The sequence below is a fragment of the Pseudomonas sp. AP19 genome (assembly GCF_001728855.1).
Classification (GTDB): Bacteria; Pseudomonadota; Gammaproteobacteria; order Pseudomonadales; family Pseudomonadaceae; genus Aquipseudomonas; species Aquipseudomonas fluorescens.
Map to the genome: position 1 here is coordinate 1 of NZ_LXJP01000040.1, position 16,452 is coordinate 16,452.

12 protein-coding genes are annotated in these 16,452 nt (G+C 60.6%); 5 read left to right on the forward strand and 7 right to left on the reverse strand.

Going from position 1 to position 16,452, the window contains the following annotated elements; genetic code table 11:
- Positions 1 to 59 precede the first annotated feature (59 nt).
- Positions 60 to 1,868 (reverse strand): sodium-extruding oxaloacetate decarboxylase subunit alpha, encoded by a 1,809-nt coding sequence (oadA, locus tag A7D21_RS23590; protein WP_069552818.1) that lies wholly within the window; start codon positions 1,866 to 1,868, stop codon positions 60 to 62.
- Between the two features lie 11 nt (positions 1,869 to 1,879).
- Complete coding sequence (locus A7D21_RS23595; protein WP_003213442.1) at positions 1,880 to 3,295, reverse strand: acetyl-CoA carboxylase biotin carboxylase subunit; 1,416 nt, start codon at positions 3,293 to 3,295, stop codon at positions 1,880 to 1,882.
- 196 nt (positions 3,296 to 3,491) lie between these two features.
- Between A7D21_RS23595 and A7D21_RS23600 the strand changes: the two genes are divergently transcribed.
- On the forward strand, positions 3,492 to 4,466 hold the full coding sequence (locus A7D21_RS23600; RefSeq protein ID WP_053258727.1) for a LysR family transcriptional regulator: 975 nt from the start codon (positions 3,492 to 3,494) through the stop codon (positions 4,464 to 4,466).
- On the opposite strand, the gene A7D21_RS36305 is transcribed toward A7D21_RS23600, so the two are convergent.
- The 3 genes from A7D21_RS36305 to A7D21_RS23610 all read right to left on the reverse strand — a co-directional run bounded on the left by A7D21_RS36305 (position 4,396) and on the right by A7D21_RS23610 (position 8,714).
- Positions 4,396 to 4,590, reverse strand: coding sequence for a PA3496 family putative envelope integrity protein (locus A7D21_RS36305; RefSeq protein ID WP_073636665.1), 195 nt, complete (start codon positions 4,588 to 4,590; stop codon positions 4,396 to 4,398). The two genes, A7D21_RS23600 and A7D21_RS36305, sit on opposite strands and share 71 nt — an antisense overlap.
- Before the next feature lie 221 nt (positions 4,591 to 4,811).
- Positions 4,812 to 5,678, reverse strand: a complete 867-nt coding sequence (gene hexR / locus A7D21_RS23605) for a transcriptional regulator HexR (protein WP_069552819.1) — start codon at positions 5,676 to 5,678, stop codon at positions 4,812 to 4,814.
- Positions 5,679 to 5,840: 162 nt separating this feature from the next.
- Positions 5,841 to 8,714, reverse strand: coding sequence for an EAL domain-containing protein (locus A7D21_RS23610; RefSeq protein WP_053258728.1), 2,874 nt, complete (start codon positions 8,712 to 8,714; stop codon positions 5,841 to 5,843).
- Between the two features lie 279 nt (positions 8,715 to 8,993).
- Between A7D21_RS23610 and uvrD the strand changes: the two genes are divergently transcribed.
- From uvrD to A7D21_RS23625, 3 genes are all read left to right on the forward strand, one after another.
- Entirely contained in the window at positions 8,994 to 11,177 is a 2,184-nt protein-coding gene (gene uvrD, locus A7D21_RS23615) for a DNA helicase II (RefSeq protein ID WP_053258729.1), read from the forward strand.
- 190 nt (positions 11,178 to 11,367) lie between these two features.
- Entirely contained in the window at positions 11,368 to 12,237 is an 870-nt protein-coding gene (locus A7D21_RS23620; protein WP_053258730.1) for a Tim44 domain-containing protein, read from the forward strand.
- A gap of 136 nt (positions 12,238 to 12,373) precedes the next feature.
- On the forward strand, positions 12,374 to 12,781 hold the full coding sequence (locus A7D21_RS23625; protein ID WP_017739032.1) for an SMI1/KNR4 family protein: 408 nt from the start codon (positions 12,374 to 12,376) through the stop codon (positions 12,779 to 12,781).
- 18 nt (positions 12,782 to 12,799) lie between these two features.
- On the opposite strand, the gene A7D21_RS23630 is transcribed toward A7D21_RS23625, so the two are convergent.
- Complete coding sequence (locus tag A7D21_RS23630; RefSeq protein WP_053258731.1) at positions 12,800 to 14,563, reverse strand: cation:proton antiporter; 1,764 nt, start codon at positions 14,561 to 14,563, stop codon at positions 12,800 to 12,802.
- A 293-nt stretch (positions 14,564 to 14,856) separates the two neighbouring features.
- Here A7D21_RS23630 and A7D21_RS23635 point away from each other — a divergent pair, with 293 nt between their 5' ends.
- Positions 14,857 to 15,342: an acyl-CoA thioesterase gene (locus A7D21_RS23635; protein ID WP_053258732.1), complete on the forward strand. Its 486-nt coding sequence runs from the start codon at positions 14,857 to 14,859 to the stop codon at positions 15,340 to 15,342.
- Positions 15,343 to 15,470: 128 nt separating this feature from the next.
- On the opposite strand, the gene pdxY is transcribed toward A7D21_RS23635, so the two are convergent.
- Positions 15,471 to 16,343 (reverse strand): pyridoxal kinase PdxY, encoded by an 873-nt coding sequence (gene pdxY / locus A7D21_RS23640; RefSeq protein ID WP_069552820.1) that lies wholly within the window; start codon positions 16,341 to 16,343, stop codon positions 15,471 to 15,473.
- Positions 16,344 to 16,452: the final 109 nt, after the last annotated feature.

The window sequence follows — 16,452 nt, forward strand, 5'->3', positions numbered from 1 at the left end:
CCAAAAAAAAGGGGGGCACCTGCCCCCCCGAGGATTAAGCGGTAGTGTCGAAGGCTGAATCAGCCTTCGATTTCAATCAGGATCTCGCCAGGGTTCACCCGGTCGCCCTTGGCCACATGAACGGCGGTCACCTTGCCGGCAATCGCTGCCTGCACTTCGGTTTCCATTTTCATGGCTTCGGTAATCAGCACGGCCTGGCCGGCTTTCACCACGTCGCCTTCCTTGACCAGTACGTCGACGATATTGCCCGGCATCGCCGTGCTGACATGGCCCGGCTCCGTGGCGTGCTTGCGCTTGCTGCCGCCACTGCTGACAAACTCGTTGAGCGGTTCGAACACCACTTCTTCCGGCATGCCGTCGATGGACAGGTAGAAGTGACGCTTGCCTTCAGCCTTCACGCCAACACCCGTAATGTCGACGCGGTAGCTTTCGCCGTGCACGTCGATAACGAACTCGGTCGGCACGCCTTCGCCACCGGCACGGGCCACACCGCCAGCCTCAGGGATCGGCAACAGCACTTCAGGGGCCAGGGTGCCGGCGTCGCGTTCTTCGAGGAACTTGCGACCGATGTCCGGGAACATGGCATAGGTCAGCACGTCTTCTTCGGACTTGGCCAACGCACCGATTTCGCCGCGCAGCTTGGTCATTTCCGGCTTGAGCAAATCAGCCGGTCGATGGTCGATCACGTCTTCGCTGCCGATGGCCTGGCGACGCAGTTTTTCGTTCACCGTGCCCGGCGCTTTGCCGTAGCCGCCTTGCAGGTAGAGCTTCACTTCGTTGGTGATGGTCTTGTAGCGTTCGCCGGCCAGCACATTGAAGAACGCCTGGGTGCCAACGATCTGCGAAGTCGGCGTCACCAATGGCGGGAAACCGAGGTCTTCACGCACCCGTGGGATTTCAGCCAGCACTTCGCCCATGCGGTTGAGTGCGCCTTGCTCTTTCAACTGGTTGGCCAGGTTGGAAATCATCCCGCCCGGCACCTGGTTGACTTGCACACGGGTGTCGACGGCGGTGAATTCGCTTTCGAACTGGTGGTATTTCTTACGCACGGCGTAGAAGTACAGGCCGATTTCCTGCAGCAGTTCCAGGTCGAGGCCGGTGTCGAACTCGCTGCCTTTAAGGGCGGCGACCATCGACTCGGTGCCCGGATGGCTGGTGCCCCAGGCAAAGCTGGAGATGGCGGTGTCGATGTGATCGGCACCGTTTTCGATGGCTTTGAGTTGGCACATCGCGGCCAAACCAGCGGTGTCGTGGGAGTGAATGAAGATCGGCAGACTCTGCTCGGCCTTCAACGCCTTGACCAACTCGCCGGTGGCGTACGGAGTCAACAGGCCGGCCATGTCTTTGATGGCCACCGAGTCGCAACCCATGGCTTCCATTTGCTTGGCCTGGGCCACAAACGCATCGATGGTGTGCACCGGGCTGGTGGTGTAGGCGATGGTGCCCTGGGCATGTTTGCCGGCGGCTTTGACCGCCTCGATGGCCACGCGCAGGTTACGCACGTCGTTCATTGCGTCGAAGATGCGGAACACGTCGATGCCGTTGACGGCGGCCTTGGCGACAAAAGCTTTGACCACATCGTCGCTGTAATGCCGGTAGCCCAGCAGGTTCTGACCGCGCAGCAGCATTTGCAGACGCGTGTTAGGCAATGCGGCGCGCAGTTTGCGCAGGCGCTCCCACGGGTCTTCTTTCAAAAAGCGTACGCAGGCGTCGAAGGTCGCGCCGCCCCAGACTTCCAGGGACCAGTAGCCGACTTTGTCGAGCTTGTCGCAGATCGGCAGCATGTCGTCGGTGCGCATGCGGGTGGCCAGCAACGATTGGTGGGCGTCGCGCAGGATGGTGTCGGTTACGAAGATCTTCTTGCTCATTCTTATATTCCTCACAGGCCTGCGTGGGCGGCGATGGCGGCGGCGATGGCCAGGGCCAGCTCTTCGGGTTTGCGCTTGATCGAGTAGTTGGTCAGCTCAGGATGGCTTTCCACAAAGCTGGTATTAAATTGGCCGCTGCGGAATTCCGGGTTGCGCAGGATTTCCTGGTAGTAGGCGGCGGTGGTCTTCACGCCTTGCAGGCGCATGTCGTCCAGGGCACGCAGGCCGCGGTCCATGGCTTCTTCCCAGGTCAACGCCCACACCACCAGTTTCAGGCACATGGAGTCGTAGAACGGCGGGATGGTGTAGCCGGTGTAGATCGCCGTGTCGGTCCGCACGCCGGGACCGCCGGGCGCGTAGTAACGGGTGATCTTGCCGAAGCTGGGCAGGAAGTTGTTCTTCGGGTCTTCGGCGTTGATGCGGAACTGCAACGCGAAGCCACGGTGCTGAATGTCTTCCTGTTTCACCGACAGTGGCAGGCCCGAGGCGATGCGGATCTGCTCACGCACGATGTCGATGCCGGTAATTTCTTCGGTGATGGTGTGTTCCACCTGCACCCGGGTATTCATCTCCATGAAGTACACCTCGCCCTCGGCGAGCAGGAACTCCACGGTGCCGGCGTTTTCGTAACCCACGGCCTTGGCAGCGCGCACCGACAGGTCGCCGATGTAGGCGCGCTGTTCAGGGGTCAGCTGCGGGCTTGGGGCAATTTCGATGAGCTTCTGGTTACGGCGCTGGATCGAGCAATCACGCTCGAACAAATGCACCACGTTGCCGAAGCTGTCACCGAGGATCTGCGCCTCGATGTGCTTGGGGTTGACGATGCATTTTTCCAGGAACACTTCCGCCGAGCCGAACGCCTTGGTGGCTTCGGATATAACGCGGGGGAAGGCTTGTTCAAGTTCTTCGCGGCTGTTGCAACGACGGATACCGCGACCGCCACCGCCGGAGGTGGCCTTGAGCATTACCGGGTAACCAATGCGGTCACCTTCAGTCAGGGCTTCGGCGATGTCCGCAACGTTACCTTCGGTGCCCGGCGTGACCGGCACACCGGCCTTGATCATGCTGCGCCGCGCTTCGGTCTTGTCGCCCATGCGGCGAATGACTTCTGCCGACGGGCCAATGAATTTGATGCCGCGTTCAGCGCAGATGTCCGCCAGTTCGGCGTTTTCCGACAGGAAACCATAGCCGGGGTGCAGCGCATCACAACCGGTTTCCACCGCCAGGTTCACCAGCTTGCGCGGGTTCAGGTAGCCGGCCAGGGGCTCGGCACCAATGCTGTGGGCTTCGTCGGCACGTTTGACGTGCAACGCATGGCGGTCGGCGTCGGAATAGACCGCGACCGAGCGAATGCCCATCTCGGCGCAAGCACGCACGATTCGTACGGCAATTTCACCACGGTTGGCGATCAGGATCTTTTTTATCACTTGGAAATTCCCTTGAGCCGATTGCTGCGTTCTTCAACCCTCTGAATCAGGGTCGGCGCGTGACCAAATGTTTCATGACAGTCGCGAGACACACACTATGCGCACCGAAGGATTAACAAAAATCAATAATTATTGGGTCGTGCATAAGTAAAGACTTATAGTTGGCCGACCGGCCCGAGGCGAGAGGACTTAAATAATGCGTAAGTCATTGATGCGTATGACATTACGGCAGTTGCAGATCTTTAATGAGGTGTGTGATTTGCGTTCCTACAGCCGCGCAGCCGAAGAAATGTCCCTCACACAGCCGGCCGTTAGCCTACAAATTCGCCAGCTGGAAGAGCTGATCGGCCAACCGCTGTTTGATTACGTCGGCAAAAAGCTCTACATGACCGAGGCCGCCGAAGCCTTGCAACGGGCCAGCCGCGATATTTTCGGGCGTTTGGAAAACCTCGATATGCAGCTGTCGGACATGCAGGGCTCGCTGCAGGGCCAACTGAAACTGGCGGTGGAGTCCAGCGCCAAGTACTTCGTGCCGCACCTGTTTGCCGCCTTCAAGCGCCAGCACCCCGAGGTCCAACTGCACCTGACGGTGGTCAACCGCGCCCAGGTGATTCGCCGGCTTTCAGATAACCGCGATGACCTGGTGATCATGTCCATGGTGCCCCAGGACATGGGCCTGGAATTCCTGCCGTTTCTCAACAACCCGATTGTCGCCGTGGCACCCCTCGATCACCCGTTGAGCCAGCAAGGTCCGCTGCGCCTGCAGGACCTGGAGCCTTATACGCTGCTGACACGTGAACCGGGGTCGGGCACGCGAATGGCCTGCGAGGAGTACTTCAAGGAAAAGCGCGTGCACTTCACCCAGACGGTGGAAGTGGCCTCGGCCGAGGCGCAGCGCGAGTGTGTGAGCGCGGGGTTGGGCGTGGCGCTGCTGACGCGCCACGCGGTCAACCTGGAGCTGGCCACCGGCGGGCTCAAGGAGCTGCCGGTGGAGGAACTGCCGCTGTACCGCAGTTGGTGCCTGGTGCAAGCCAAAGCCAAGCGCCTGTCACCGGTGGCCCATGCGTTCCTGGGCTTTATCCGCAGCGAACGGGTGCAGATCAGCGCGCTGGCTGAACGCTTCGCTGGGCAGCCGCGGGTGCCTGCCAGTGGAGTTCCGGGTAGTCACTGATGCTCTTGAGCAATTGGCGCTCCTCGCAACGGTCTTCGATTGCGCGACGGAACGCCATACGGCGCTGATCTTCCTGTTGACGACGGGTTTTGACGGTGCTGCTGTCTTCGTATTGCCGGGCCATTTTGAGTCTCCCAATGCGAGTACGGGGAGGTCAGGATGAGCGCAGGGGATGACGGTTTGGCGGCGCAGGGGTTACAGGACGATGAATATTCTGGATCGGTAGGAAATCCCAATGTGGGAACAGGCTTGCTGGCGAATACGACCGGTCCGCCAATACTTATAGTGACTGACGCTCTGCATCCGCGAGCAAGCCCGCTCCCACACTGACCTGCGTACACCCCATTAATCGTCGAGGGCTTTGACCGATTTTGGCGACAACCGCAGGCTGCGCAAGCTGCGTTTAACGCTCTTGAGGTGGTTGACCAGGCTCGGCCCGCGCGCCATGGCCACGCCCATCGCCAGCACGTCGATCACCACCAGATGGGCGATACGCGAGGTCAACGGGGTGTAGATCTCGGTGTCTTCGTGTACATCAATCGCCAGGTTCACCGTGGACAGTTCCGCCAACGGCGTCTGGCTTGGGCACAGGGTGATCAGCGTCGCGCCACTTTCACGCACCAGGTTGGCGGTAATCAGCAAGTCTTTGGAGCGACCGGACTGGGAAATGCAGATGGCCACGTCAGTCGGTTTCAGCGTGACCGCCGACATCGCCTGCATGTGCGGGTCGCTATACGCCGCCGCAGTGAGCAGCAGGCGGAAGAATTTGTGCTGGGCATCCGCAGCAACGGCGCCCGACGCGCCGAAGCCATAAAACTCCACACGCTGCGCCTGAGACATGGCCTTCACCGCTTTCTGCAGCTCCACCGGGTCGAGCTTCTCGCGCACTTCCATGAGGGTGTGCAAGGTGGTGTCGAAGATTTTCAGGCTGTAGTCGGCGACGGAATCGTCTTCGTGAATCGCAAACTGCCCGAAACTCGCACCCGCTGCCAGGCTCTGGGCCAGCTTGAGTTTCAAGTCCTGGAACCCGGAGCAACCGATGGCGCGGCAGAAGCGCACGATGGTCGGCTCACTGATGCCCACGCTGTGGGCCAGGTCGGCCATGGAACTGTGCATCACAGCCGCAGGATCAAGCAGCACGTGATCGGCAACCTTGAGTTCCGATTTGCGTAACAGGTGGCGCGACTGGGCGATATGTTGCAACAGGTTCAAAGGGCAGGACTCTTGTTATTGGCGGGTGCCAGGGATGTAGCAAGCTTGTAGTTATACTACAAGAATTGTCGTTTTGCCCGTCCGATGCATCACTAAATCGCCCTGCTGCCCTCTGATTCAAAGGGCAGAGGCTTTGTAGCCACATGGGCGGCCTTGGCGTTATTAAGAAAAATCTGCATTTTTCCGTAACAAATCTGCCAACCCCTCGGCCTGCATCGGCCGGCTGATGAGGTAGCCCTGCACCTCATCGCATCGCTCCCCTCGCAGGAAATCCAGCTGCTGCTGATCTTCCACCCCTTCGGCCACCACTTTAAGTGCCAGGCCATGGGCCATGGCAATAATCGCCCGGGTAATGGCCGCGTCTTCACGGCCTTGGCCCAGCCCGCGAATAAACGTCTGGTCAATTTTCACGTAGTCCACCGGGATACGCTTGAGGTAGCTGAGGGACGAGTAGCCTGTGCCGAAGTCGTCAATGGCCAGCTTCACGCCCAAATCGCGTAGCTGCTGGAAGGTGGCGATGATGTGCTCAACGCTGTCGAGCAGCTGGCTTTCGGTCAGCTCCAGCTCCAGGTATTGCGGGTCCAGGCCGGTTTCTTCCAGTACCTGGCGCACCAGGCTGACCAGCTTGCCCTGGCGCAACTGATGCACTGACAGGTTCACCGACACCCGAATCGGTGCGAGCCCCTGGCGCTGCCACTCGCACGCCTGCCAACACGCCTGGCGCAACACGAACTCGCCCAGCGGTACGATCAGGCCGGTCTCTTCGGCCAGGCCGATAAAGTCCCCTGGCGGCACCATGCCCCATTGCGGATGCTCCCAACGAACCAGCGCCTCGGCAGCGTTCAGTTTGCCCGTGGCCAGGCACAGTTTCGGCTGGTAGAACACCGTGAGCTGGCGCTCGTCGATGGCCTTGCGCAAGTGGTTCTCCAGTTGCAAACGCTCCAGGGTGCTGGCTTGCAGGCTGTCGGTGTAGAACTGGAAATTATTGCCGCCCAAGTGTTTGGCGTGCTGCATGGCCATGTTCGATTGGCTGACCAGCGCAGAAATTTCCCGCGCATTATCCGGCAGCAGGCTTACGCCCATTGAGGCGCTGACCACCAGCTCATGCCCCTCTACCGTCACCGGCACGCGCAATTTGGCCAGGAGCCGCGTCGCCACGCGCGCCAGGCTCGACAAGTTGCCGTAGGCGTCGAACAGCACGGCAAATTCATCACCGGACAGCCGTGCAATGGTGTCGGCTTCGGGCAAGGCATTGATCAACCGCCGCGCCATTTTCTGCAACAGCTGATCCGCGACTTCATGGCCGAGGCTGTCGTTAAGCAGCTTGAAGCGGTCCAGGTTGATATGCAGCAGTGCCAGGCTGCGCCCGCCCTGGCGTACACGTTGGTGAGCTTCGCGCAGCCGTTCGCGAAACAGCGAGCGATTGGCCAGGCCGGTCAACTCGTCATAGTGAGTGAGGTAGCGCATGCGCTCTTCGGATTCACGCCGCGCAGACAGATCGGCGAAGAAGCCCACAATATGGCTGACTTTTCCGCGAGCATCGCGCACCACATTCAATTGCAGCCATTGCGGGTACAGCTCGCCGTTTTTGCGCGTTTCCACCAACTCGCCCTGCCAGGTGCCGTGGCTGAGCAGCGCCTGACGGATCACCGGAAAATGCCGACGGGCGTCACGGCTGCAGGGCAGTTCGACCACATTGCGGCCAATCATGTCGTCGATTTCAAAGCCGGTGACACGGCTGAAGGCCTGGTTGACAGCAATCAGCACGTATTCCGGGTCGAGAATCACGATGCCTTCGCTGGCGGCTTCGAACACCGTCGAGGCAAGGCGCTGCTGCTCTTCAAGGGCCTTGCCGGCGCTGATGTCGCGGCGAGTGCCGAGCATGCGCGTGACGCGTCCGCTGGGCGTGCGCTCCACGGCGCGGCCACGGTCCTCGATCCACACCCAATGGCCTGCGCCATGGCGCACGCGGTATTCGACCTGATAATCCTCGCTGCGGCCCTTGAGGTGTTCCACCAGGGCGCGCTTGAGCAGCGGCAGGTCGTCGGGGTGCAGGCGTGGCTTGAGATGGCTGAGCATCGCCGTAACGTACTCAGGCTCCAGGCCGAACAGCTCCTTGAGTTGGGTGTGGTGCACTTCATCGGTTTGCAGGTTCCAGTCCCACAAGCCCAGTTCGCTGGCTTGCAGGGCCATGGCCAGGCGCGCTTCGCTTTTGTTCAGGGCGAGGCTGGCGGCGTCCAGCTCCTGGCTGCGTTGCGCCACACGGTCTTGCAGACCGGTTTGCGCCTCGCGCAATTCCTGTTCGACCTGACGGCGCTGGCCAACTTCACGCACCAGTTCCTGATTCAATTGCTCGCTGCGCTGCTGCGCCTGCTGGAGATGCTCGATCAGCGCCTGGTTCTGGAAGCGCCGCAGCAACCCGCGCTGAATCAGGCGGTTGACCTGCCACGCCACCAGGCTCAAGGAGGCCAGCAGAATCAGGCCGAGCACACCCCAACCTTGCTGCTGCGGGGCACCATTCCAGAACAGATAGACAATCGCCGGCACCAGGCACGGTAGGGCAAATGACAGGAACGCGGACAGGCTCACGGCATAGGCCACGCTGGCCGACAGCGTGGCGGCGCCGATCAGGCCGAACACCCAGGCTTGCTGCATGAAACTGTCAACCGGCACCAGGGCGATGGCGGCAGTCGCCAGTGTCAGGCCGCTGACCGCCGAGCCCAGCATGAACATGCGTCGCCAGATCGGCTGGGCCTGGCGGCTGGGCATCGCCGAATCAAAAGCCGCTACCTGGATCACACGCAGCGCCACCAGGGCGAGCAGCCAGACCAGCCAGATGCTGTCCAACACATATTGCTTGGGGTTCCACAGCAACCAGGCACACACCAGGCCGTTGACCAACATCAATAACGTCGGCAGCAATGACCCCTGATACAAGAGGCGAGTGCGTTCGACCGCCATCTCGGTTGCGTAATGTTTACGGATGACCTGCGCGGGCGCCGCCGGGGGGCCGAACAGATCAGGACTGAGGGTCATAGGCAGTGTTCTTATAATGGTGAGCCCGAAACGTGGACGGAGCATACACAAGCAAGCGCTTGGGCCAAACTGCTCCACGTCATAAAAACCGCCCTGGAATCGGCCGCAAACCTTGGAGCCAGACTGCTTGAGCGAGGGCCCGCGCGGGCTGTGGCCCATGACCAACCAGTCATCACCCGCGGCAGAAAGTTTGCCCGGCCACGGGCACGCCGGTTGTTTTCCATCGACCACCCGGCATTGGGATTTGCCCCACTCCCGTTAGGCCCATAGAATGCGTCGATGCGCGATGATCTCTCTCTTTTGCTGAACTCCCTCAACGATGCCCAACGCCAGGCCGTAGCAGCCCCCGTTGGCCGTCAGTTGGTCCTGGCCGGTGCTGGCTCCGGTAAAACCCGCGTGCTGGTGCACCGTATCGCCTGGTTGATCCAGGTCGAAAACGCGTCCCCGCATTCGATCCTGTCGGTGACTTTCACCAACAAGGCCGCTGCCGAGATGCGTCACCGCATCGAGCAGTTGATGGGCATCAGCCCCGCCGGCATGTGGGTGGGCACGTTCCACGGCCTGGCACATCGCCTGTTGCGAGCGCACTGGCAAGAAGCGGGCTTGAGCCAGACGTTCCAGATCCTCGACAGCGACGACCAGCAACGCTTGGTCAAGCGCGTGATCCGCGAACTGGGCCTCGACGAACAACGCTGGCCTGCGCGCCAGGCGCAATGGTTTATCAACGGCCAGAAAGACGAAGGCTTGCGCCCGCAACATATCCAGGCCAGCGGCGATTTGTTCCTGGCGACCATGCGCAGCATCTATGAAGCGTACGAGGCGGCCTGTGTGCGCGCCGGCGTGATCGACTTCTCCGAGCTGCTGCTGCGCGCCCTCGACCTGTGGCGCGACAACCCCGGCTTGCTGGCGCATTACCAGAAGCGCTTCCGGCACATTCTGGTGGACGAGTTCCAGGACACCAACGCCGTGCAGTACGCCTGGTTGCGCTTGCTGGCCAAGGGCGGTGACAGCCTGATGGTGGTGGGCGACGACGACCAGTCGATCTACGGCTGGCGCGGCGCGAAAATCGAGAACATCTACCAGTACTCCGACGACTTCCCGGACGCGATCACCATCCGCCTGGAGCAGAACTATCGCTCCACGGCCGGCATCCTCAAGGCGGCCAACGCGCTGATCGCCAATAACACCGGGCGCATGGGCAAAGAGCTGTGGACCGACGGCGGCGAAGGCGAAGCGATCAACCTGTACGCCGCGTTCAACGAGCACGATGAAGCGCGCTATGTGGTGGAAACCATCGAGAGCGCGCTGAAAACCGGTTTGGCGCGCAGCGATATCGCCATTCTGTATCGCTCCAACGCCCAATCGCGGGTATTGGAAGAAGCCCTGCTGCGCGAACGCATTCCGTACCGAATCTATGGCGGCCAGCGCTTCTTCGAGCGGGCGGAAATCAAGAACGCCATGGCCTACCTGCGCTTGCTGGAAGGTCGTGGCAACGATGCGGCGCTGGAGCGGGTGATCAATATCCCGGCGCGTGGCATCGGCGAAAAAACCGTCGAGGCTATTCGCGACCATGCGCGCCACGCCGATGTGTCGATGTGGGAAGCCATGCGCTTGCTGATCGCCAATAAAGGCCTGACCGGCCGCGCCGCCGGTGCCCTGGGCGTGTTTGTCGAACTGATCGAGAACCTGGCGGCCAAGTGCGCAGAAATGCCGCTGCACTTGATGACCCAGACCGTGATCGAGCAGTCCGGGCTGATTGCCTATCACGAAGCGGAAAAAGGCGAGAAAGGCCAGGCCCGGGTAGAAAACCTTGAGGAACTGGTCAGCGCCGCGCGCGCGTTCGAAAATACCGAAGACGATGAAGAGCTGACCCCGCTCGCCGCCTTCCTTGGTCATGCCTCGCTTGAAGCCGGCGATACCCAGGCCGACGAGCATGAAGACAGCATCCAGCTGATGACCTTGCACAGCGCCAAGGGCCTGGAGTTTCCGTATGTGTTCCTGGTGGGCATGGAAGAAGGCCTGTTCCCGCACAAGATGAGCCTGGAAGAGCCCGGCCGCCTTGAGGAAGAACGCCGCCTGGCCTACGTGGGCATCACGCGTGCCATGCAGAACCTGGTGATGACCTATGCCGAGACCCGACGCCTGTACGGCAGCGAGACCTACAACAAGGTGTCGCGCTTCGTACGTGAAGTGCCGAAGGGGCTGATCCAGGAAGTGCGCCTGTCCAACAGTGTCAGCCGCCCGTTCGGCGGCGGCCAGCAGCAGAACTCCAGCAGCATGTTTGCCGGTTCCGAGATCCCGGAAACCCCTTTCAGCCTTGGCCAGCAGGTCAAACATGCGATCTTCGGCGAAGGCGTGATTCTCAACTTCGAAGGCGCCGGCGCCCAGGCACGGGTGCAGGTGAATTTCGCCGAAGGCAGCAAGTGGCTGATGATGGGCTACGCGAAGCTCGAAGCAATCTGATACATCTTCACTGTATGAAGGTTGTTGGCCCGCCCTTGTTTTTAACAAGCGCGGGCCAATATCAGTAATAAGTCCTACAGGCCATTCTGATTCGGTCCTACGCAAAAGCCCGAAACATTATGTCGCTAGCCACTGTCACGACACCTGTGCAACATGGCGCGCGTGCAATCCACAAATGGGAATTCCCTTTATGAAACGTTTTCTTAGCATCGCCATGGCGTTGTGCATCGGCCTGACGATGAGCCTCGACGCCAACGCCAAGCGCTTCGGTGGCGGCAAAAGCATGGGCTCGGCACCGACTCACCAGACCAGCCAAATGGCTCCCGCCGCCGGTGCCGGCGGCGCAGCGGCTACCGCAGGCGCAGCCGGTGCGGCTGGCGCGGCAGCCAAGGCCGGCGGTGCTTCGCGCTGGTTAGGCCCTCTGGCCGGTATCGCCGCCGGTGGCCTGCTCGCGTCCATGTTCATGGGCGGCGGCTTCCAGGGCATGCAGATCTTCGACATCCTGATCATGGCGGTCATCGCCTTCCTGATCTTCCGCTTTATCGCCGCCCGTCGCCGCAAGCAGCAGGAGCACATGGCTCCAGCCGGCGCGCCGATGCAGCGTGAAGTGTTCGAGCAAAAACCAGCCATGGGTTCGATCTTCGGTGGTTCGGCTGCACCGGCGGCCGCCCGTCCGGTAATCAATGCACCGGCCTGGTTCAACGAAGAGCGTTTCGTCGAAGCGGCCCGCAGCCACTTCCAGTCCCTGCAGCAACACTGGGACGCCAACGAAATGGACAAGATCTCCGAGTTCGTGACCCCGCAACTGCTGGATTTCCTCAAGCGCGAACGCGCCGACCTGGGCGACGGCTTCCAGTCGACCTACATCGACGACCTGCGTGTCCAGCTGGACGGTGTGGATGATCGCGCCGACAAGACCATCGCGACCCTGACGTTCAGTGGCGTGTCGAAGACTTCACGTTTCGACCAGGGCGAAGTGTTCAGCGAAAGCTGGAACATGGAGCGCGCCCAAGGCGACAACCAGCCTTGGCTGGTCGCCGGTATCCGCCAGAACGGCTGATAGCTGCGCGTTTGAGCACTTGGTGATAAAAACCCCGGACATGTTCCGGGGTTTTCTATTTCACGGTTGCACTTATAGCGAGCTACTGTATAAAACGCCCCTATAAACCGCGCCATCTAGCAAGAGGATCCCGGCCGTGGAAGAAATCATCGAACAATTGCGTGAAGCCAACGAACCGGTCCCGGTTCCTCTGGAGCTGCCTGACGAAGACCAACTGGTGGAAATCGAAGAACAACTGTTCATCGACATCCCCTTTGTCTTCCGCGAATTCCTGCTGACCGTCAGCGACGTGGTGTATGGCAGCCTCGAGCCGGTGACCGTCACCGACCCGCAGTCCCATACCTACCTGCCGGACGTGGCCGCCAACGCCTGGGATGCCGGTGTTGACCGCAGCATGATCCCGATCTGCCAGGACGGCGACGACTACTACTGCGTCGAAGAAGACGGCACCGTGGTGCTGTGGTCCGGCGAAGAAGAACTCGTCACCGAAGAGACCTGGGAATCGGTATGGCACTGGGCGCGGGACGTCTGGCTGGAAAGCTGAGTCGCAGCGCCCGGGCCTCTAGTGCTCCGGCGTATCCTTATGGTTATCCAGCGTCTCCAGCAAGGCGACCTGCATCCGCGTATGCACGCGGATGAACCACCGCCAGAGCACGGCCGCTACCGCGGCCGTGACGACGGCAATCAGCACCAGCAACTTGTTGGTCGGCAGAATACTGGCCGACAAGGCTGCCAATAGCAGGAAAATCACCAGCAACGAGAGGATGGGGATCAGTTCGGCAATCACCCGCCGCACGCGCTGGGTATGCCGCCCGGCCATTTCCGGCTTCACGCTCATCTCCGCCAGCAACATCGACAGCGCCTTTAGTTTGCGATACGCCGCAATCAGGAACGGCAGCGACAACAGCAACGCCGCGCCCCAGATCAATGCCTTCTGCCAACTCGGATCACTGATCCAGCCTTCCAGATAACCGCCGATACGCACCGCGAAAAAGCTGCCGGTGAAGAAGATCGCCACCACCAGCGCCAGGTTGACCCCCACTTGCAGGATGATTTTGCGGATCATCGACGCCAGCATTGCACCCTCACCCTGAGGCTGGATGCTGCGCAGCCATTCGCCATACATCCCAAATACCCGGCTCATGCGCTTAGGCATCACCGAGGCAATCTTTAACGACAACGGGTCGGCACCGCGGATCAAGTAAGGCGTCAGCAAGGTGGTAATTGCCGAAACGGCAACCGCCACCGGATAGAGGAAGTCACTGGTGACCTGCAGCGTCATGCCCAGCGCAGCGATGATGAATGAAAACTCGCCAATCTGTGACAGCCCCATGCCAACCCGCAGTGAGGTGCGGCCGTCGTTGCCAGCGATAAAAGCCCCCAGGCCGCAGGACAACATCTTGCCCAGCACCACCGCAACGGTAATCACCGCGATCGGCCAGGCGTACTGCAGCAGGATTTGCGGGTCGATCATCAAACCGATGGCGACAAAGAAGATCGCACTGAACATGTCGCGAACAGGCTCGATAAGGCGCTCGATCTTAATCAACTGGCGGGACTCGGCCATGATCGCGCCGATCAGGAACGCGCCCAGCACCATGCTGTATTCCAGCTTGACCACCAGCAGGCAGAAGCCGAAACACAGGCCCAACACGGTGATCAGCAGCATCTCGTTGCTTTCGAACTTGGCCACGTAGGCCAGCAGGCGCGGCACCAGCAAAATACCGATGACCAGCGCGACGATCATGAACAGCGAGAGTTTGCCGACCGTGGAAAACACCTCGCCGGAGCTGACCGTACCACTGACGGCAATACTCGACAGCAAGGCGATAATGCCGATGCCGAGGATGTCCTCAACAATCAATACGCCAAAAATCAGCTGGGCAAACCGCTGGTTTTTCATCTTCAGGTCATTGAGTGCCTTGACGATGATGGTGGTCGAGGAGATCGCCAGGATCGCGCCGAGGAACAGCGAGTCCATGGTGTTCCAGTCGAACCAGCGGCCGATTTCGTAGCCGATCCAGATCATCAGAATGATTTCGAGGAACGCCGCTATAAACGCGGTGGCACCGACCTTGAACAACTTGCGCAGGCTGAACTCAAGGCCCAGACAGAACATCAGGAAGATCACCCCCAGCTCGGCAAGGGTCTTGATCGTGTCTTCGTCATGGATCAGGCCAAATGGCGGGGTGTGGGGGCCGATGATGAACCCGGCGACGATATACCCCAGCACCACGGGCTGCTTGAGACGATGAAACAGGACAGTCACAACCCCTGCTACCAGCATGATCACGGCCAAGTCCTGAATAAAGCTGATGGCGTGCATGGCGAGGGGCTCCTTGAGGGTACTGGCGCTTTTCCCACTTCCACTCGCACCTTTGAACAGTCGCAAAGAGCGGAAGGAAAAGTCTGCCTTGATCGTAAGAAATGCCCTGAGATGGGCGTTTGAAGGGTAACACCGCGACTTCCGGCAGAAAGCCGGTGCAATATATGGAAACAGATCGCTGCACGCGTGACGGCAAGCGACCCGCCGGCGTCCCGTTAGGGAGCGCGCTGCAAAGCGTTCAGCACCCGCAGAGGTGCCTCCCCCAACCAATGCCTACAACCCGTGAGTGTGCTATGGAACCCGGAAACGCCCAGCTGTCGATGACGGTATTGATGACCCCTGACATGGCCAACTTCTCAGGCAATGTCCACGGCGGCACCCTGCTCAAGTACCTCGACGAAGTGGCCTACGCCTGCGCGAGCCGTTACGCGGGCCGCTACGTCGTCACACTGTCGGTCGACCAGGTGATTTTTCGCGAACCGATTCATGTCGGCGAGCTGGTGACCTTCCTTGCCTCGGTCAACTACACCGGCAACACCTCGATGGAAGTGGGCATCAAGGTGGTGACCGAGAACATCCGTGAGCGTTCGGTGCGCCATACCAACAGCTGCTTTTTCACCATGGTGGCCGTCGACGACCAGCGCAAACCCGCCGCCGTACCGCCGCTGCAGCCGCAGAACAGCGAAGACAAGCGCCGGTTTGTGCAGGCCCAGCAGCGTCGGCAGATTCGCCAGGAGCTGGAAAAGCGCTATCAGGAAATCAAAGCCGACGCGCCGTAAATCCCAGGCTGTAAACCCAATCAAGCGTGAAAGCCGGGCTTGCCCGCGATGGGTTCACCTCGGTTTTCAAGTTGCACCGCGGTGATGCCAGCGCAGGCAAGCCAGCACCCACACTGGGTTTGGTGTGACTACAGACTGATCGGTGTGGCCTCGAAGCGTACCCGGGGATGGGCAATACGGTCCTGGGCGCGGACCAGTTCCAACTCGTAACTGGCGCAGGCCTGGGTTTCCAGCAGCACTTCATGCACCGCGGCGGCCGTGAACTCAAAGGCCGCCACCAAGCTGTCGCCCAACAGCACCCGCGCCAGGAACAACCCTGATGTCAGGTCGCCCACGCCCACCGGCTGGCGCGGGAACGCCAGCAACGGCCGCCGCAAGTGCCAGCTACCATCGGCAGTCACCAGCAGCATCTCAAAACCATCCGGCAACTTACCCGGGTAATCCAGGTGTTTGACCAGGACCGCCTTCGGCCCGCGTGCCAGCAATGCCTTGGCCATGCCCAGGCAGTCGAACAGCGATTGCGGCTTGCGCCCGGCAAAGCTGTCCAGTTCCAGCTGGTTGGGGCACAGGAAATCCGCCATAGCCGCCGCCTCGTCCAGCAGGAAATCACTGACTTCCTGAGGCACGATACAGCCCTTTTCCGGATGGCCCATCACCGGGTCGCACAGGTACAGGGCCTTGGGGTTGATGGCTTTAATCCGCGCCACACCGGTCAGAATCGCCCGGCCCTGGTCTGCACTGCCGAGGTAGCCGGACAGCACCGCATCGCAGTTGCCGAGCTCGCCAATGGCGGCAATGCCTTCCACCAATGCCGGAATTTGCTGCGGCGCCAACACTTCGCCCGCCCACTGGCCATACTGAGTGTGATTGGAGAATTGCACGGTGTTCAGCGGCCAGACATTCACCCCGACCCGCTGCATGGGGAACACGGCGGCGCTGTTTCCGGCGTGGCCAAAGACCACATGAGACTGGATCGCAAGCAGATGAGGTGTGCGTTTCATGCGGGAGATTTCCGTAAAGCCGTTGAAATTCTGGCCGCGCAGTATGCGACTAAACACGGCCTATACGACAGACCAGAGACACAGTTAAGCTGCTCTCACTTTGTTGGAG